Origin of the sequence: Nostoc sp., assembly GCF_036917355.1 — a bacterium.
Classification (GTDB): domain Bacteria; phylum Cyanobacteriota; class Cyanobacteriia; order Cyanobacteriales; family Nostocaceae; genus Nostoc.
Map to the genome: position 1 here is coordinate 202,727 of NZ_JBALDP010000062.1, position 19,046 is coordinate 221,772.

The window sequence follows — 19,046 nt, forward strand, 5'->3', positions numbered from 1 at the left end:
CTTTAAACGGGAGCATCCAGCTTTTATTCTTCCGATAAATATAAATTAGATGTGAGATGAGCAATCGTTATTTACTAGAACTATCATGACTGAAGAAGAAAATAAACTTTCGTTTGAATACGCTTGTGCGATCGCTAAAATACTCTAATCTTTGTTCGCTAAGTAAGTCTGCGGGAATAAACAAAGTTATATAGACAAACGTAAACAGGCTTAAAACCCTTACAAATGATTAATTACAAACGACAAATGATGGAACTTCACTAGTTAGCTTTAATTGCGTCGACTTACTTAAATAAAAAGTAGGATACACCTAGCTTAAACAGCTAACCGTTAACTGCTCTGTACCTCAACTTTTGCTTCCGGCTCAATCTTTTGAGAACTTTGACTTACAATCAGAGCAACTAAGACAAGAATCGCGCCAATTAGACCGCGTATTCCCAAATGTTCGCCAAGTAGCCAAAACGAGAAAATTGTGGCGAACAATGGCTCAAGTGTAAAAAGTAAAGCAGCTTCGTCAGATGAAACCCATTGCTGTGCCAATGTTTGAAGCCAGATAACAGCAGCCGTCGCCAACAACCCTAAGTAAAAAATCGCTCCCCAGTGCTGGCGAATTACCTCAAATTGGTTAATAATTTGTGTGTTACTCCAGAGTACCCCTACCGCCCCAATGAACAAAAGTTGAACGCTGGTGAGTGTTAAAGTGGGGTGACGTGAGGCGACTCGCTCTAGGAAAAGTATGTAGACTGCATAGACAAAAGCATCAACGAACATCAACAAATCGCCAATTCTTAGTTCTCCGCCTTCCCAAAACATCACACCAATACCAATCACCGCTACTCCAGCAGCGAGGAAAGTTCTCAATGGTATGCGCTGACCACTCAGCCATCCTAGCAGAGGGACTATGAGTGCGTTCAAACTGCCAATGAATGCCGCCCGGTTTGCTGGTATAGTCTTGAGCGCAATTGTTTCTATCGCTAAAAACAAGAAAAGCAAAAGGCCTAGTACTGTACCATCACGAAGTAAAAGTTTGTTAAGATTACGTAAGTTTAGACTAAAAACTGCTGCGGCAATGACAAAGCGTGTAGCAATCAATGCACTTGGCGAAACGCTACCAACGATGTCTTTGGTCAATGGAAAAGTTGTAGAACCAATTATATTAACAAAAATAAGCAGTATTATGCCCTTGAAACGCAAGGTATTTTCAGGTGGCATCAGACTAATTGATTGAATAATGTTTCTTTACATCCATAGAGAATGCGATCGCATAAATAATTTTGGTTTTGTTCCGTACAGTAAGTACCTTCAAAATCTAGGCTTCTTAGTTGGCGAAGTTCTATTAACCCAATTTTCATAGTTTCATATTTTTTCTATATTGCAATTAAAAAGTAAAGGAAGATCGTATCAATCCAATCAAAACTGTATCATTTGCTGTGTTATATTCGGTATTTATAACCACTGAAAATCTGGTAGTAACAGCAATTATATCATTAAATTGGTAGCATAAAAATGTAAGGAAGTATCTCGATCGCGGCGTTTGATCGGATCGTTGTTTGTTACTTTAGGAAGTATCCCAAAGACAAAATTTAATTGATTGCCTAATTTGCCAAAATCTGCTGTGAATACCGTAATTCTCAAATCCAGATATTTGCATGAGAATTTTGAGTGCCAATTAGTTGTATATATAGGGATTATAGAATGCCACCTCCAACCCCTAAGACCCTTCTATAATTAATAAACGCTATCATATAATGATTTTTTTGAATTATGTTTTTTCAGTGTCCTTATTAATAGATGATTTAATAAGTATATACTCTATAAAACTCACAGGAAACATAATTCCCGGCTTCTTAGTAGGAGGATTTAGTGTGTTGAATATTCTGTCCCAGAATCCCTGAATGCCATAGTTTCTATTAAAGCAAGTGTGATGAAGATCGTGGAAATCTGATGGAATGAAAAATATTGATAAAGAACTATGACCTTCTAAGTTGTAAGCATTGCCTATAACGCTCCATGCACATAGTTGAGTAATGTCATATCCAAATATAAAAATAGGTAAAACATCAGCGATCGCAACAATAATATATTCAATCAAACTCTTGTGTCCAGCAACAAAACTTGATGAGTCGCGAAACTCATGATGTTTAAGATGGATTTTCTGCAAGAATGTTGTGTGCAAGAGGCGATGAGCAACATAAAAACAGAAATCAGCAGCAACTATTCTCATCAAGAACCATCCAAAGTTTAAGAGTAAGCTATTTCCTCTATGAACCTCTGGAGCTAGATATAGAATAATTAATGCTGATAGAAAAGCTTTAATTTCTCCTGTAATCATGCCTTGGACAGTAAAAGAAGGAAATGGTTGATTTTTAACTGTCTTGACTCTTGCAGTCAGCTTATCCCTTAAAACATAGTTGCTTTTAATTCCTTTTTCAATGAGGATGCCAATACTATAAAATGAGATAGAACCAAGGAGCCAGTACAACAGCACCTGCGTTATAAAGTCGATCTCTATATTATTTAACAGCAAATAAAATACCTGCTGAACAATCGTACAACTAATAGCGCTCTTGAGATAAAATTCGATCTCAGAACAGAAATTCAAAAGTTTTTGCATCTCTGTAACCTTAGAGCATGTGACTGAGACATATTCTGTTAATCTTTGATATCGTGAACAATCCGAAAACCAGCGTGCTGATAAAAATTAGGACGGAACCAGTTGCGGTAATATTTTAAAGCTTCTGTACCATTAGTTATCCAACATCCTCCTAACATCATTTGATGTTTATCATCAAAAAATATCGCAGAATTATCTTCATAAAGAAAATGAGGTTGATATCCTGGAAGAGGGTTTAAGTTATTACTCAACCATTCCCAAACATTCCCACGTAAATCGTACAATCCCGAAGAACTTTTGGCTGTTTCTAACATTCCAACGGGACTAGGTGAGCAAAATTTTAAATTGAGATTATAATTTTCGACATCATCTAATGAACTATTACCATAAGTTGCTAAATGGTATTCTGCTTCACTCATCAAGCGAGCATCTTTTCCTTGCCAACGACAATAAGCCATTGCTTCATAATGATTAACTTCTACAGGCCAATCTAGGGGTAAGTCAATTTCATCAAACATGGCTCGATATTTATAGCTACCATTTTCATGTAACCAAAATTTGGGACATTGAATATTGTATCGAGTTTTCCAATTCCAAGATTCTTCATCCCAATAGTCTTGATTTTTGTAACCACCAGCTTTGACAAAATAGATAAATTCGCCATTAGTAATCAAATATTTACTAGCGAAAAAGGGTGCAACTTCAACAGTGCGATCGCCATAATCAATATCCCATCCATAAGTCGAATCATCTAAGGCTTTTCCGAGTTTTACTACTCCACCAGCGACTTCGATCGTGTCGTTCTGAGGAGTGTAACCATTAAAAGGAGCATATTGCCAATTTTGGGGACGTTTGACTCTCTCAATTGGTAGTTGGCGAATTAACATCGAAGAAGTTTCAATGTGAATACGTTGGTGTTCTATCCCCATCATTAAAGCCCAAAGGGGATGATTGGGATGAATTGGCAGAGTAATCGGGGTTGTCTTAATTAGTTCGGAAATTACGGAATATGCTTGTTCTCGATACTCCCAAGTCTGTGTAACTTGCGGCCATTCCAAATGAGCGATCGCTTCATTCAACTCTTCTGGTTTTTCTGGATCTACTCCAATTTCAAACAAAATTTCATACTCTGGATTGAGGCGTTTTTCTAATAACCCCACCTGAATTAATTTATTGATGTAAAAAATTGCCGAATGTCCCAGGTAAAAAATTAGAGGATTTCTCAAAGGGTCAGGATTGAGATAAAATGTCTCTTCCCCAACTAGACTTTTCAATAACATATCTTCCAGTTGCCAAGCATTCTCAAAGTAATCGAGGATAACTTGGTTATTACAACTATCAAGTTTTGGAGGTTTAACAGATTGCAGATTATTCATGGTGTAACTAAGTTGTTGTTAAAGAACAATGAAAAAAATAATTATTTAGAAATCCGCTTTGATTCCTGAATTTCCTTGCATAGGTAAGGAACACGGAATAAAAAAATATATATGTACTGAGTTTTTTGAAAAATCAAATATGAGTCCTATATAATTTGTGAAACACAATAGGATTGAATGAGGATCAAATAAGATTCTTAAATATGACAGATTTATTATTTAATAGCAATACTTATTGTTCAATAATTAGTTTTTCAAATAGCCCTAAAGCTTTATCGACTTAGTGTAGTAACACATCATATTTGACTAACTTAATATTTCTTGAATAATTAACCTATCAGCTAACAAGTAATTCAGCGAGAATAAACATAACTATATAATTAAAGTAAAGACTATTTAAACTCTTACCAATGAAAAATTACAACCCTCTTTAGACAGTTTTACTTGTCTTGACTTATTTAGAGCTAAGTTAAAAATAATTGTAGGTTGAGTAGCGATCGCAAAACTAAAAATACTTATTTTCTAGTTTCCACAGAGAACTAAACTGTATTGAATTATGAGTTTTTCCGGCTCTCGGTCGATGTATTGGATCGGGATTTATCCACCTTTGATACTTATTAACGTAATAATGTAAAAAATATTTAAATTAGTTTGTAGTGTTCGCGTAGCGTCTCGTAGAGAGGGCTACCCTGCGGGAACGCTTCTCTACGAGAGGCTCCGCCAACGCGAACAGCCCTGAAAGTAGAGCTAAAGCCCTCACTACAAACCTTTAATTGTTTACATCGTCCTACTTAGGTGGGTAAAGTAATGACTACAACTTTGCACAATGCATCTCCAATTATCGTTGCACACCGAGGTGCTAGCGGCTATCGTCCAGAACATACTTTAGCTGCTTATGAATTAGCAATCGCACTTGGGGCTGATTATATTGAACCTGATTTAGTTTCCACCAAAGATGGTATTTTAATTGCTCGTCACGAAAATGAGATTTCTGAAACTACCAACGTTGCAAGCCATGCAGAATTTGCTCATCTTCAAACCACTAAAATAATTGATGGCGAAACAAAAACTGGCTGGTTTACTGAAGACTTTACCCTAACAGAACTGAAAACACTACGAGCCAAAGAGCGAATTCCCCAAGTGCGATCGCAAAATACCGCCTATGATGGACTCTTAGAAATTCCCACGCTGCAAGAAATAATCGATTTAGTCAAGGTTAAAAGTGCCGAAATTAATCGGACGATCGGCATTTACCCAGAAACTAAACACCCAACTTACTTTCAATCTATTGGGTTAGCCCTAGAAGCACCCATACTTGCAACTTTAACAGCCAACGGTTATCAGGGAGCTAACGCACCTATTTTTATTCAGTCTTTTGAAGTAGGTAATTTACAAGATTTATCTACAAAGACTGATTTACCTCTAGTGCAATTGCTGAATAACAGCGGTAAACCTTATGATTTTGTTGTTAGCGGCTGCGAACGCACCTATACAGATTTAGTCACAGCATCAGGTTTAAAAGAAATTGCAAAATATGCACAGGCGGTAGGAATTCATAAAAATTTACTGGTTCCTAGAGACAACAATGGTAAATTGCGTAGACGCGGAGCGGCTTGTCACCAGATATCGCCTACATCTTTAGTGATAGATGCTCATGCGGCTGGTTTGCTGGTTCATGTCTGGACTTTCCGCAATGAAGACTGTTTTTTGCCACTGGATTTTCAAGGAAATCCTCAAGGTGAATATGAACTATTTTTCAGCTTAGGTGTTGATGGTGTATTTAGCGATTACCCAGATACGGCAGCTTGCCACCCCACTGTTCAGTGGTAATTTGGTAGGGGAATAGAAAATCACGGCAAGGTAACATGGTTTTACTTAAGTGGAAATCCTGTATAACAGCAATAACCTTCACCGCAATCAGTCTGACTGCATCCAAGTCAGCATTGGCGGTATCTTTATACTCAGTTACTGACTTAGGCAATCTTACAAGAGAAGCCTACAGTTATGCTACAGACATTAATGACTCAGGTGAAGTAGCGATTAATTCTTTGGACAGTTCTTTTTTTTACAGTAATGGTTCGCTCCAAAAAATTAGTCCGTTGCCTGGCGATAATGTACTTGCAGTGACTGGTATCAATAACTTGGGGCAAGTAGTTGGTAATTCCATCGGTAAGACCGACAGTGATAATAACGTCTTTATTTACAGTGATGGAACAACGCAAAATACTGGTCTTAAAGGCATTCCTTATGCCATCAATGACTCAGGTGAGGAAGTTGGCGGTACAAGTGGTGGCGGTATATTCCCAAAACTTGCCTTTCCCAACGGAGCCGCTTTCCTATACAGCAATGGTACGACGACTATTATTAATAATAATTTAAAAGAAAATTATGTTGCCTATGGCATAAATAATCTAAGTCAGGTAGTTGGCATTTTCGGTTCTTCCGGCCGAGCCTTTTTATCCGACAAGGGTGTAATCACTAATCTCGGTACCCTCCCTGGTGACAGGTACAGTCAAGCAAATGATATTAATGACTCAGGACAAGTAGTTGGTAGTTCGGGACTGACTGGCGTAAATGATACTCGTGCTTTTCTGTACAGTCCCAGCACGGGACTCCAAGACCTTGGTAGGTTACGTCCTACAGATTTGTTTAGTACTGGTTTGGGGATCAATAATTTGGGTCAAGTAGTCGGGTTTTCTGGCACTAACAATAACTTTTTTGCCGCAGATGGCAACGGTTTGCGGGCTTTTCTTTATAGTGATAAAACTCTGTACGACTTAAATAACCTGATTGCTCCTGGTTCAGATGCTGGCTTTACCTTAACAGCGGCATCTGCCATTAATAATAATGGACAAATTGTCGGTCGTGGCGCGGTTAATGGTGAATTACACGCCTTTCTCTTGACACCAATCTCATCTGTCTCTGTAGCTGAACCAACTTTAGGTGTTCCTATTTTGTCGTTCGGCGCTGGTGTAATTGTATTTGCAGCACTTAAGCGCAAACCCCACTCTAAAAGTGCAGCCATACAACAAAGAAGTTAATGCAATAACTTCAAGCAGACAAAATGATTGCTTGGGAATACGGATTTATAAAAATGCTTGTTGAAAATCTTTGAGGATATGTCTCGAAGCGTGGCTTAGAGACACATCTGTACTTTAGGCAAGGGATAACATCACTTAAGTTGTTCTTTATTTTCACAAACTAGTCATCACCTGAGCTAATTGATTAGATAAATCAATTGCAGACTCCTGGGATTTTTTAAATAAAACTCCGGCTAAAAAATAGTAATCGCCAGAATAAAATGCCATCTGATTTTTTTGGAGTTTTTCGATGTGCTTCTTTACCTTGGGGTCAGAGCTATAATAGCCGAACTGTAAAGGTAAAACCATGAAGTTTTGAACATAATAACCATTTTCTTTTGCTATGTTCAACGTATTGATTGGATTAGAAAAGCTAGATATTAAAACCAATACATTTTCATAACCTAACGATAAAAGCTCATTGGTAACTGTAGCTCCATCTACACCCCCAAATAAGAGTGGCATATAAATATCGTTATCTGGTGCGGGGAGATAGGGCGGATTAGCTACAAGATACTCCGCATCAGGTTGAGAAGAATTAAATAAACATGAATTTTGAATGATGTATTTATTAGTGAGATTGTATTCATCGATAGTTGAATTTGCAACTTTCCATGCAGAAGTATTTAATTCAAATCCCTGGATGACTCCATCAAACTTGTTTCTCAATAAGGAATTAATTACAGGGCTACCATCTCCTGAACCAAACTCCACAATAGATTCAGAATTTTTACAATTTCTGATCACAAAACTTTCTAAGCAATTTGAGTAGAAATTAGATTCTTCAGGACAAAAAAAGATATCTTTCATTTGACTACAATTCAAAGTGTAAGGTATAATCAATGTATTAGGAGGTTCTTTATTACCTTGTGTTGAGGCAATAAAAAACTGTTCCTTTAGCAAACCCTTTGCTAAAGAAATATGTTTGTAGGTCAATTAGCAATAAATTGACTTAGAAATGTCAAATTAAAAGGCTAAGAATAACCTGCTATTGATAATTTTTGGGATTGATCGCATAAGTAAGCGGTTTATTCTGCTTCGCGTATCGATCGCATAACAGCACTAGCTGCGCGATCGCCCATTCGTTTCTCCTGGTCATAGCCAAGCAGCAGTTCCCACGCATCATTGGGATATTGTTCTGCCAAAGACAAAGCCACATCATCTAACATCCAGCGACCGTGGCGTTCATCTTCCTTGATGTGTAGTTCCCAATAACCCATCGCCGCCTCTGATAGTTCCAGTCGTTGCGCCGCCGCCAGATAGTTTTTATAAGTCGCAGGGCCAGCCACTTCAAAATATGTCAACGCGCCACTGTAACGCAGGAAATAGCGTTTGCGATCGGTAGTCAGAAAGTTATGATTATCGCAAGCTAGGACTTCCCAAGGAACTAAATCGAAGTATCCCTCTGGTTCAGTGTTCATTCCAAACTCAGCCAGCATTTGAGCAAAAAATGTCGAGTGCTTGCGGGCTAAACGACCATTGCCGTACTCTTCTAGTAGTACTCGCACCAACGTACACTGGATTTCATTAGCAGCACCACCCAATACGTAGCAAAGACGACTACCTTCAACCAAACCATCAAAGGAGCCGATCGCTAGCAAGTGACGATAGCCAGCTTCAGTCATTTCTTCACGAATGTAGCGGCTATTCTCCGACAAAGGCGGATTTAAATCGGCAGATGCACGCTCAATTAAAGCTTGTTTTACATCCAATTGTTGCAGTGCAGCCACATCAATTTGTGCTAGTTCCCACCGTTGCCAAGCAGCTTCAATTTGGTTACGACAAGAGTGCAGATACAGCGATCGCTCATTGTTATAATGCTGCAAATCATCGTACCAGAACAGCTTTAGCCGATTAATTCGATAAAGTATCCGTTGCAGAAAACGGTGAGCCTGTTCATCAGAGCGATCGTTTTTATAAGCAGCGTCAATTGCCATAGAGAGTGACTGTTCAAACTCACTGGCTATTGAAGGTTTTGCATTCAATTTATTATCCAAATCTTCCATCGCTAGCAATTCTATAAATTGCTCCTCAGCACGGTCGTACTTGGTAATTGTTCTTTCTTTAGTTTGCCTGCTATTTTTCGCAGCCTCAGTCTTAGGAAATATAACTAAATTGCTTTGCATGGAATCTTCGGTACTTTGGAAAAGTGAGAAATTACTTTCACCTCTAATATCTAGGTTTCCACACCAGTAGCTTTCTGTACCTCTTTCCCTGGTTATAAAGAAAAATTAAGTTTTAAAGCAATGGGGCATTGAGCATTGGGCATTAGTTGTTTCTTCCTTACCCCTCTGCCCCCCTGCTCCTCGGTCACTGAGCGTAGCCGTACCCCTCCGGGGAAGCAAGCTACGCGCAGCGTCTCGTAGAGAAGTACTGCTCCCCTGCTCCCCTGCTCCCCTGCCACTCCCTACGGCACTCCCTTCTGTTCCTCAATTGCCTTACTGGGCGGAATCTGCTCAAGAGGAATAAGTGCTTCGATCACCGACTTCACAATTGGCGCGGCGACAGTAGAACCATAGGCACTTTCTCCTTTTGGCTCATCCACCAATGCAAACACTACATAGCGAGGAGATTCTACGGGTAAAATAGCCACAAAACTGGTCATTCTCGCACCCTTGATGTATCCGCCATTGGGACTAGCTTTTTGGGCTGTACCAGTTTTACCAGCAATGCGATATCCCGGAATTTGTGCCGGCTTACCGCTGCCTTGAGTAACAACAGTTTCCATCATTTCCACAACCTTTTGAGTTGTTGCGGTTGAAAAAATTTGCCGGGGGATGGTGTGAGTAGGTGAATCATGCATCTGCCCTTTGCTATCAATCAACCCGCGAACTACATGGGGTGTAACTAACTTACCGCCATTAGCTAAAGCACCGTGCATTTGCACTAGCTGCAAGGGTGTCATGGAAAAGCCTTGTCCAAAGGAAGTAGTAGCTGCTTCAATTGGCGAAGCGATAAATTCTTCTTGACTTTTAAGCCGTCCGCCGACTTCAAAAGGTAAATCTGTATCAACTTTTTGTCCTAGTCCTAAACGTTCTAACCAGTTGTAGTAAATTGAAGGCTTTAAACGTTGGATAATTTGCACCATGCCAATATTGCTAGAATATTGCAAAATCTGAGCGATGCTGATTCGCCCATTACCATTATTCATCGCATTTTTGATAGTGTAATTAGCGACTCGAATAGAACCAGAGTCATTAAACATATCATCTGGTTTGATGATGCCATTTTCCAGAGCGATCGCCACATTCAAAGGCTTAAAAGTCGATCCTGGTTCATAAAGATCCGCTACTGTCCAGTTTTTAAATAGTGAAATATCAGATTTAGCATATTCATTAGGATTATAAGTAGGTTGAGAAACGAGGGCGAGTAAGGAACCATCCAATGCATCCATAACAATTACCGCTCCGCGTTTGGCGGCAAACTTCTCCATCTGTTGTTTGAGCGCAATCCGAGCAATTCGTTGTAGACGGCTATCGATAGTCAGTTGTAATCGCAAATCGTCAAAATGCAAAAAACCTTCGGGCGCACGATCCGGCATCAAGATCCCATTTCCCGACCGACTGAGCCGCACCGTTTGCACGGGACGTTCTAGCAACTTCTCTTGAGAGTATTCCACACCAGCTTGACCGCGGCGGTCAACATTCACATAGCCCACCACATCAGCAACCAAATCGTCTGGCGGGTAAAATCGGGAGTATTTTTGAGCCCACTCCAAGCCATTTAAGCGCAAAGAGATGACGCGATCGATAATTTCTTCTGGTAAGGCTGGCGCAAGTATAATTCCGCTTCTTTTGCTTTGAAAAGTTTTCACCAATTCAGCAGTATCTTTTGCCAAAATTGGGGCAAGTCGCTCTGCGATATCTTCATTAGACTTATCAAACAGCTTGGGATGAGCGTACAAAGTATATACAGGACGGTCAATAGCCAACAGATCGCTATTGCGATCTACCACCGGGCGACGGGGCATAAAAGGTCGCACATCCACCATTTGCTGGTTGCGTGCATACTCAGTTAACTTTGGCCCCTTGACAATTTGGAGATTATACAAGTTAATAGCCAAACCCAACCCTGATGCCATTAATACGCCCCAAACGATGAACAGTCGGGACTTAGTGTTGGATGTTTGGTTTTGCATACTAGAGGCTAATTTTCCCAAAAGCCCTCGTTTCTCACCCTTGTGTCGCCCTGTAAATTTTGAATTCCGAAACTTTCTGAATTTTGTTCTGCTTGGTGACTTCTGCATTGGGTTTGTCCTTTGTCCTTTGTCTGTTGCCTTTTGTGATTAACCAGAAGTCTCAGTCCTAATGACTAATGACAAATGACAAATGACTCTTAGGGATTAGTATCCCAGTGGCGAGAGTGTTTGCGGTTGGGTTTCAGAATTTGGCGTTGTGTTAGGCGATGCTGACTTAGGACTCCCAGATGCTGGCGGCAAGAAAATCATTCCTTCAGGAGTTGGCGATACCAGCCCTGCTGTTGGTTGTTCTGCTTCATTAGCCATTTTATTTTTCAGCGTCGCGTTGGTTGTCGTTAGCAGCCGTTCATGACGTTGGAGGTTTTGCAATCTGCGATATGACTGACCCCAAAGCTCTTGAGAATAGACTGTCCAAGCATAAACAGCAAGTGTCGATGCTACTAACAAGAACGCCACAACTGACGAATAACGATGAAAGGTATACAAGCGCAGCAACCACAAAGGTGCAGCTCCAGAATTAGGCATTGTGGGAAGCCCAAGAAAACCTTCCCCCGGACTTTTTAGGTTCGTATTCAACTGCTCGTTGAGATTTGGTAATTGTTGTCTACCCAACTCTTTCACCGATTTAGCTATAACTGCCTTATTTGTGGGAGAAACCGCTAAATTTTTTGAGGAACGCTGTTGTTTTTGAGACGAGACTGGTGTAGAAGCGCCCTGTGCTGCTGACTCCATAGGCGCAGAGCGCCGCCTTCCTAAAGAAAGGATAGAATCTCGCCGGAACCAATTACCCCTTGTAGAAACAGTAGATTTACGAGCAACTACCATAGATTTTTAAATTTTTTTAGATGGGAAATACTGCACTTTAGATTGATTATCTGTTTTTGCTCAGGTTTAAATCACCTTCTGTGCAACAAGCACACATAACAGACTATACGCTTTTAACTTTTCTGAGAGGTAGCTGTATCAATGTTTGCATCCCCTAGATATGCAATGTTTGCAATCAGCGATTAGAAACTGGACAGCTTACCCTTTAGGTATCGCACCTAAAGTATGGCAACGTCACGTAGCAAGATGCAATACTCTGTGAAAAAAATAAAATTTTTTGCTATCATAGCTCCGTTTGCTAAATAAGTTGGTAATTCTCGTTTTGCTCCTGAGTTAAGAGAAACTAACCAGGATACGTAATTCCAAAAACAATACCCCAAAGGATTGTTTTTTTTAAGTATGTAATCTCGCAGAATTTAAAAAAAGCAATAAATACGGTATCGTATTCAACAGGCGAAAAATTGTTCTAGCCACAATTGGTGAAAGAGGAGTTATGAAAACAAAAATCTTTGGTTTTGCTTTAATGTTAAGTCTGGCTGCAATTCTTGGGGCCTGTGAAGGTGGTGGTGATGGTGGTGGTACTGCTACTCCAGCTGCTACAGGTGAACCAACTGACGCACCTGTTAAGACTACCCCCGCAGCGACTCCCGCAGCAACTCCCGCAGCAACTCCCGCAGCAACTCCCGCAGCGACTCCTAAATAAGGCATCTTAAACTTTAGTTTAAATCGCACCCAGAACTACTTAGTGACAGCATTCCTCACTACATAGCTCGAAACATCGCTCGAATTAATTGGGTTCACGAAAAAGCCTCATTTTTATGCTGGTTTATCAGAGCCTAGAGTTTGCTCGAATATCAACTAAGTAGGGCAGTAAGTAGAGGACACTGGTAAAGAGGGTTATGTCCTCTACCAAGTGTCCTCCTGAAATTCCCACCCGCTCAAACCTTGTTACTAGTCCAAGAGAGTTGAGTCAACCTAAGCTATTTTGTCGGCAGGTACTTCCCTCGTTTGGCATTTTAAATTGCTTATACTACTGAGTTTTGAGAGGGTAAAATAATTTATCGCGATCGCTGGCAATTGCTCTTGAGCATTCCTGTAGTCTATTCCGTATCAGGAAAGACTTGGTAATCTCCCTTGATGTTGCCAGATTTTTATTGGGAAAATTTGGGTATGAGAAAAAGAGATTTTCATCCTGCGTTGTGAAGGTAGTTCGGGAGATGAGGAGAGTTAAAACGAGAAAATCTATAAAATTACTGAGCTTAATTGTAATTACTGTAACTTCGATTGTTTTAGGTAGCTATTGGAGATCGGCAGCAATAGCATTACCGCCACCAGAAGATACACCAGAAGAAATATTACGGACAAAGATTATTATAGAAGCGCGATCGCCTATTGATGGAAAATCCTTAACAGCTGCCGAGTATATCCAATTGCAAGCCCAACTGCAAGAAGTCCCGCCACCAAAACTAGACCCCAAAATTCGAGAACAGATTTTCTTGCTTCGCTTACGTAAAACATTATTGCAGTTTTTCCCATTTTTAAATTTTTGATAAATTCGTCATTAGTCATTTGTCATTCATCCTCTGCCCAATACCCCTCAATAGTGCCCAGTTATGTTAGCGGATAGCGAGGGTTTAGCCCGTGCTGAGTTCTGGGTAAAGAAGTAAGATTTCCTACTCAGCACTCGGAACCCGAAACTGTTTTGCCCTATGCCCAACGCCTCATGCTCAATACCCCATTCTGATGTAGGATAACGGTGGCGACAAAATTGCAAATAAATGTAAAGAATATATATAGATATTAAAAAAGTAGATTTAGTCAATCACGTTATTTCACTTAGGTAGCTTCATGTCCATGACCACGATCGCCCCTGAACAGGTTAACAGCATCGTTTGGAATCAGCATAACGATCCCTTTGAAATACTAGGTTCTCATCCCATAGAACAAGACGGCAAAACTGTCTGGGCTGTGCGGGCCTACTTACCAAATGCAAGTGCAGCATGGGTCGTTCTTCCTGAACAACGCAAGGAATACCCAATGCAAACGGTGCACGATCCTCACTTTTTTGAATGCACCATTGAAACTGCCGAACTGGCAAACTACCAGTTACGGATTAAAGAAGGAGAACATGAGCGTGTCATCTATGACCCTTACGCTTTTCGTTCTCCCCGCTTGACAGACTTTGACTTGCATTTGTTTGGTGAAGGCAACCATCACCGGATATATGAAAAACTGGGAGCGCACCCCACGGAAATAGACGGCGTTAAAGGTGTTTATTTTGCTGTTTGGGCACCTAACGCTCGCAACGTTTCATTGTTGGGAGATTTTAATCTCTGGGATGGACGTAAAAACCAGATGCGTAAAGGCCCCACCGGAGTTTGGGAATTGTTTATTCCTGAAATTGGTGTAGGGGAGTCTTACAAATATGAAATCAAAAATTTTGAAGGACACATTTACGAAAAATCCGATCCCTACGGTTTTCAGCAGGAACCCCGTCCGAAAACGGCATCCATTGTCACTGATTTAGATACTTACAGTTGGAGTGATGAAGACTGGATGGAAAAGCGGCGTCGTAGTGACCCGCTGACTCAGCCAGTTTCAGTTTACGAAGTACATTTAGGCTCTTGGTTACATGCTTCGAGTGCAGAACCAGCGAAACTCCCCAATGGTGAAACGGAACCTGTAGTTGTCGTTTCGGAACTGAAACCGGGCGCACGTTTCCTTACCTACCGGGAACTGGCAGACCGACTCATTCCTTATGTCAAAGAATTAGGATACACCCACATAGAAATGCTACCCATTGCGGAGCATCCCTTTGATGGTTCTTGGGGTTATCAAGTAACTGGTTACTACGCCCCTACCTCGCGTTTCGGCAGACCCGAAGATTTCATGTATTTTGTTGACAAATGTCACCAAAATGATATAGGGGTAATTGTGGATTGGGTTCCCGGTCACTTCCCTAAAGATGGACATGGTTTAGCTTTCTTTGATGGTAGCCACTTATATGAACACGCCGATCCTCGCAAAGGCGAACACAAAGGATGGGGTACTTTGGTGTTCAACTACGGTCGCCATGAAGTTAGTAATTTCTTAGCAGCAAATGCTCTCTTCTGGTTCGACAAGTACCACATTGACGGGATTCGTGTCGATGCTGTTGCCTCGATGCTCTATAACGACTATTGCCGCGAACCAGGAGAATGGCTGCCCAACCAGTACGGCGGCAGAGAAAACCTAGAAGCAGCAGATTTTCTGCGTCAGGTAAATCACATTATCTTTAGCTATTTCCCTGGAATTCTCTCAATTGCGGAAGAATCTACTTCTTGGCCAATGGTATCTTGGCCCACCTATACAGGCGGACTGGGTTTTAACTTGAAGTGGGATATGGGCTGGATGCACGATATGCTGGATTACTTCAGCATGGACCCTTGGTTCCGTCAGTTCCACCAAAACAACATCACCTTTAGTATGTGGTACAACCACAGCGAGAATTTCATGCTGGCTCTGTCCCACGATGAAGTGGTGCATGGTAAGAGCAATATCATCGGCAAAATGCCGGGGGATACATGGCAGAAGTTAGCTAATATCCGTTGTTTATTTAGCTATATGTTTGCTCACCCAGGCAAGAAAACCATGTTTATGAGTATGGAGTTTGGGCAGTGGAGTGAGTGGAATGCTTGGGCTGATTTGGAGTGGCATTTATTACAGCATGAAGCCCACCAACAGTTAAGAACGTTTTTCCGGGAATTGAACCATCTCTACCGTTCTGAACCAGTTTTGTACACCCAAGATTTTGCTGAACCTGGGTTTGAGTGGATTGACTGTAGCGATAACCGCCATAGTGTAGTTTCCTTTATTCGTCGCGATCGCGATTCTGATGATTTTGCGATCGTGGTTTGTAATTTTACACCACAACCCCATTCTCATTACCGCATCGGTGTACCGCAAAAGGGATTTTATACCGAGTTGTTCAATAGTGATGCGCGTCAGTATGGCGGCAGTAATATGGGCAATTTAGGTGGTAAATGGACGGATGATTGGTCTTTGCACAGTCGTCCTTATTCACTGGATTTGTGTTTACCACCTTTGGGTGTGTTGATTCTGAAGTTGGATAAGAAGAAGACTGCTGAGATGATGGGATAACAATTTGGGGTGGGGGATGCCCCATCCTACAGATAATTTCGCCTATTCACAGCTACTCAACCCAGTTTTCAATAGACTCTGGTGAAATTAAATATGAGTTATTACCTTTGTAGAGATGTAGCAGTGCTACCTCTCTACATTCTTTTATATAGCGATTTATTGACTCGCGATCGCTCTAAATTTTTTACCCATAGAATTATACTTAGTACTCAGGGGAAGCGTACTACTGAAGTTTTCGATGCGATCGCCCTATATAAGTATTAGATCGCGGGGGATTTGGTAAAACTTATTTAGCTTTAGATATGACTCAAAAGCCTAAATTTTGTATAGTACATATGTATGATTTGTTAGTCCTAATCCTAGATATTTTATAAAAATTCTCATGACACAGATTAAACCTCAAGTAAAGCGCACAGAAGAATTGCGCCAGTTATTGCAACAAGCAAGCTATGCTTATTACGTCTTAGATACTCCAATCATGGAGGATGCAGTCTATGACCAGCTATATCGAGAATTGCAACAACTAGAAACTCAATATCCAGAATTGACAGCACCCGATAGTCCGACTCAGCGGGTAGGCGAGAGACCGGCAACGCAGTTTACCTCGGTGCGGCACAATATCCCCTTGTACAGTCTGGAGAATGCATTCAATATTGATGAGTTGCAAGCATGGGATCAGCGTTGGCGGCGACAAGTACCGAAAATAGATTCAGTGGAATATGTCAGCGAACTGAAAATTGATGGTTCTGCTTTGGCTCTAACTTACCAAAATGGCATTCTAGTTAGAGGGACAACTAGAGGTGATGGGGTAACGGGTGAAGATATTACCCAAAATGTACGGACAATTCGCTCAATTCCCTTACGTTTGAATTTTGAAGGGTTAGAAATTCTCGAAAGGGTAGAAGTGCGAGGTGAGGCGTTTTTGCCGTTGGAAGTATTTAAACAAATTAACGAGGAAAGACAAAAAGCCAGCGAGCAATTATTTGCTAATCCCCGTAATGCCGCAGCTGGTACACTCAGGCAATTAGATCCCCGCATTGTGGCTAAACGGCGGTTAGATTTCTTTGGTTACACCCTGCATATTCCTGGTAGAGATGACACCAGTATTGCTAATACCCAATGGGAAGCGTTGGAGTTGTTGGAAAAGATGGGTTTTCGAGTCAACCCCAACCATAAACTCTGTGCTTCGATCGCAGAAGTGGCAAAGTATTATGAATATTGGGATACGGAACGGCTGAATTTACCCTACATGACTGATGGGGTAGTGGTGAAGCTGAATTCTTTTAAAGTTCAGGAACAGCTAGGATTTACGCAAAAATTTCCCCGGTGGGCAGTAGCCTTAAAGTACCCAGCCGAAGAAGCACCTACGCGTGTGGAAAATATTGCTGTAAATGTTGGGAGAACAGGGGCATTAACACCATTAGCAGAGATGCGCCCGGTACAACTGGCGGGAACAACAGTTTCCCGCGCCACTTTACATAATAGCGATCGCATTACTCAATTAGACATCCGCATTGGCGATACTGTCATCGTCCGCAAAGCTGGAGAAATCATTCCAGAAGTACTGAGGGTAATCAAAGAACTCCGTCCCGCTGACACCGAACCCTTCCTTATGCCTACCCATTGCCCAGTCTGCGGCCAATTGGTGGTGCGAGAATCAGGTGAGGCGGTGACTCGGTGCGTCAATGCTTCCTGTGCGGCGATTCTCAAAGGTTCCATTGAACATTGGGTAAGTCGTGATGCCTTAGATATTAAAGGTATGGGGGAAAAGTTAGTATATCAACTCGTTGATAAAGGTTTGGTGCATTCTGTTGCCGATTTATATGAGTTGACAGCAGAGAAGTTATCTGCATTGGAAAGGATGGGAAAAAAGTCGGCAGAGAAATTAGTGGATGCGATCGCTCAATCAAAAAATCAATCTTGGTCAAGGGTATTGTATGGTTTAGGCATCCGTCATGTTGGAAGTGTCAACGCTCAATTATTGACTCAGAAATATTTCACTGTAGAGCAGTTAGCGGCAGCAAAGCAATCAGATATTGAAGGCATTTATGGTATTGGTGCTGAAATTGCCCAATCTGTGTACCAGTGGTTTCGGATTGATGCTAACCAAAGATTGATAGAACGCTTGCAAGCAGAAGGATTGCAATTAACTGCCACCGAGGAAACAAAAATAGTTGGGGATGGTAATCAAAAATTTGCAGGTAAAACTTTTGTAATTACAGGTACATTGCCAACCTTAAAGCGAGATGAAGCGAAGGCTTTGATTCAAAAATCTGGGGGAAAAGTGACTGATTCAGTGAGTAAAAAAACCGATTATTTAGTTTTAGGAGAAGATGCAGGTTCCAAGTTAGAAAAAGCAATTTCGTTGGGAATTACACAGTTAAGCGAGGTGCAATTGTTGGAGATGCTTGAAGATTAAAATCAGGTAAATAGCCTGGAAAACTATATATTTAGCGAACGAATCCAGGCAATTAACTCATATTTATCAATTAGCCCAAAAGTATAACCGCTCCAACCTGCATTATTTACTTGGGTGATAAAATCTGCTTATGCTTTATATTTTTTAGATTCTGGTATCAATACATATTTAGCACTCCTTAATACTTAACTAAATATAACTTCATAATCACTTTTGCGGAATTTTGATATCTTCTTGTGTATCAAACTTTATTGGCTTATATCTTGCTTCTAGAGCGAGTCCACAAGCGTCTTGATTCTGACCGGAGTGAGCGGAGGCGGAGCGTCTCCGGCTCCGCTCCTGAATTGTGACTCCTAAATTCTTCTTCAATCTCATTTATCTGAAAGCTGGATGC

At 41.0% G+C, this 19,046-nt stretch carries 16 protein-coding genes; 7 read left to right on the forward strand and 9 right to left on the reverse strand.

Going from position 1 to position 19,046, the window contains the following annotated elements:
• Nucleotides 1-330: 330 nt before the first annotated feature.
• From V7K53_RS19255 to ovoA, 4 genes are all read right to left on the reverse strand, one after another.
• Complete coding sequence (locus tag V7K53_RS19255; protein WP_335199070.1) at nucleotides 331-1,212, reverse strand: DMT family transporter; 882 nt, start codon at nucleotides 1,210-1,212, stop codon at nucleotides 331-333.
• The gene (locus V7K53_RS19260) at nucleotides 1,212-1,352 is read right to left on the reverse strand and encodes a hypothetical protein (RefSeq protein WP_335199071.1); all 141 of its coding nucleotides are present in this window, start codon (nucleotides 1,350-1,352) and stop codon (nucleotides 1,212-1,214) included. The genes V7K53_RS19255 and V7K53_RS19260 overlap by 1 nt, the downstream gene beginning before the upstream one ends.
• Before the next feature lie 410 nt (nucleotides 1,353-1,762).
• Nucleotides 1,763-2,614, reverse strand: coding sequence for a sterol desaturase family protein (locus V7K53_RS19265; protein ID WP_335199073.1), 852 nt, complete (start codon nucleotides 2,612-2,614; stop codon nucleotides 1,763-1,765).
• A gap of 38 nt (nucleotides 2,615-2,652) precedes the next feature.
• Nucleotides 2,653-3,990 carry a 5-histidylcysteine sulfoxide synthase gene (gene ovoA, locus V7K53_RS19270; RefSeq protein WP_335199074.1) on the reverse strand — a complete coding sequence of 446 codons (1,338 nt, stop codon included), beginning with the start codon at nucleotides 3,988-3,990 and terminating at the stop codon, nucleotides 2,653-2,655.
• A gap of 807 nt (nucleotides 3,991-4,797) precedes the next feature.
• Here ovoA and V7K53_RS19275 point away from each other — a divergent pair.
• Entirely contained in the window at nucleotides 4,798-5,820 is a 1,023-nt protein-coding gene (locus tag V7K53_RS19275; protein ID WP_335199075.1) for a glycerophosphodiester phosphodiesterase, read from the forward strand.
• A 35-nt stretch (nucleotides 5,821-5,855) separates the two neighbouring features.
• The gene (locus V7K53_RS19280) at nucleotides 5,856-7,031 is read left to right on the forward strand and encodes a DUF3466 family protein (protein WP_335199076.1); all 1,176 of its coding nucleotides are present in this window, start codon (nucleotides 5,856-5,858) and stop codon (nucleotides 7,029-7,031) included.
• A gap of 153 nt (nucleotides 7,032-7,184) precedes the next feature.
• Here V7K53_RS19280 and V7K53_RS19285 read toward each other — a convergent pair whose 3' ends face one another.
• The 4 genes from V7K53_RS19285 to V7K53_RS19300 all read right to left on the reverse strand — a co-directional run bounded on the left by V7K53_RS19285 (nucleotide 7,185) and on the right by V7K53_RS19300 (nucleotide 12,093).
• Nucleotides 7,185-7,880 carry an SAM-dependent methyltransferase gene (locus V7K53_RS19285; protein WP_335199168.1) on the reverse strand — a complete coding sequence of 232 codons (696 nt, stop codon included), beginning with the start codon at nucleotides 7,878-7,880 and terminating at the stop codon, nucleotides 7,185-7,187.
• A gap of 218 nt (nucleotides 7,881-8,098) precedes the next feature.
• On the reverse strand, nucleotides 8,099-9,196 hold the full coding sequence (locus V7K53_RS19290) for an iron-containing redox enzyme family protein (protein WP_335199077.1): 1,098 nt from the start codon (nucleotides 9,194-9,196) through the stop codon (nucleotides 8,099-8,101).
• 281 nt (nucleotides 9,197-9,477) lie between these two features.
• Nucleotides 9,478-11,316 carry a peptidoglycan D,D-transpeptidase FtsI family protein gene (locus V7K53_RS19295; RefSeq protein WP_335199078.1) on the reverse strand — a complete coding sequence of 613 codons (1,839 nt, stop codon included), beginning with the start codon at nucleotides 11,314-11,316 and terminating at the stop codon, nucleotides 9,478-9,480.
• A 96-nt stretch (nucleotides 11,317-11,412) separates the two neighbouring features.
• Complete coding sequence (locus tag V7K53_RS19300; protein ID WP_335199079.1) at nucleotides 11,413-12,093, reverse strand: hypothetical protein; 681 nt, start codon at nucleotides 12,091-12,093, stop codon at nucleotides 11,413-11,415.
• A 493-nt stretch (nucleotides 12,094-12,586) separates the two neighbouring features.
• On the opposite strand from V7K53_RS19300, the gene V7K53_RS19305 reads away from it, so the two are divergent.
• From V7K53_RS19305 to ligA, 5 genes are all read left to right on the forward strand, one after another.
• Entirely contained in the window at nucleotides 12,587-12,796 is a 210-nt protein-coding gene (locus V7K53_RS19305) for a hypothetical protein (protein WP_335199080.1), read from the forward strand.
• 514 nt (nucleotides 12,797-13,310) lie between these two features.
• On the forward strand, nucleotides 13,311-13,643 hold the full coding sequence (locus V7K53_RS19310) for a hypothetical protein (RefSeq protein ID WP_335199081.1): 333 nt from the start codon (nucleotides 13,311-13,313) through the stop codon (nucleotides 13,641-13,643).
• A gap of 298 nt (nucleotides 13,644-13,941) precedes the next feature.
• Nucleotides 13,942-16,233 (forward strand): 1,4-alpha-glucan branching enzyme, encoded by a 2,292-nt coding sequence (gene glgB / locus V7K53_RS19315; RefSeq protein ID WP_335199082.1) that lies wholly within the window; start codon nucleotides 13,942-13,944, stop codon nucleotides 16,231-16,233.
• Between the two features lie 93 nt (nucleotides 16,234-16,326).
• A complete protein-coding gene (locus V7K53_RS19320) occupies nucleotides 16,327-16,497 on the forward strand; it encodes a hypothetical protein (RefSeq protein ID WP_335199083.1) in 171 nt (56 codons plus the stop codon).
• Nucleotides 16,498-16,615: 118 nt separating this feature from the next.
• Nucleotides 16,616-18,652 (forward strand): NAD-dependent DNA ligase LigA, encoded by a 2,037-nt coding sequence (ligA, locus tag V7K53_RS19325; protein WP_335199084.1) that lies wholly within the window; start codon nucleotides 16,616-16,618, stop codon nucleotides 18,650-18,652.
• 207 nt (nucleotides 18,653-18,859) lie between these two features.
• On the opposite strand, the gene V7K53_RS19330 is transcribed toward ligA, so the two are convergent.
• Nucleotides 18,860-19,027: a hypothetical protein gene (locus tag V7K53_RS19330; protein WP_335199085.1), complete on the reverse strand. Its 168-nt coding sequence runs from the start codon at nucleotides 19,025-19,027 to the stop codon at nucleotides 18,860-18,862.
• Nucleotides 19,028-19,046: the final 19 nt, after the last annotated feature.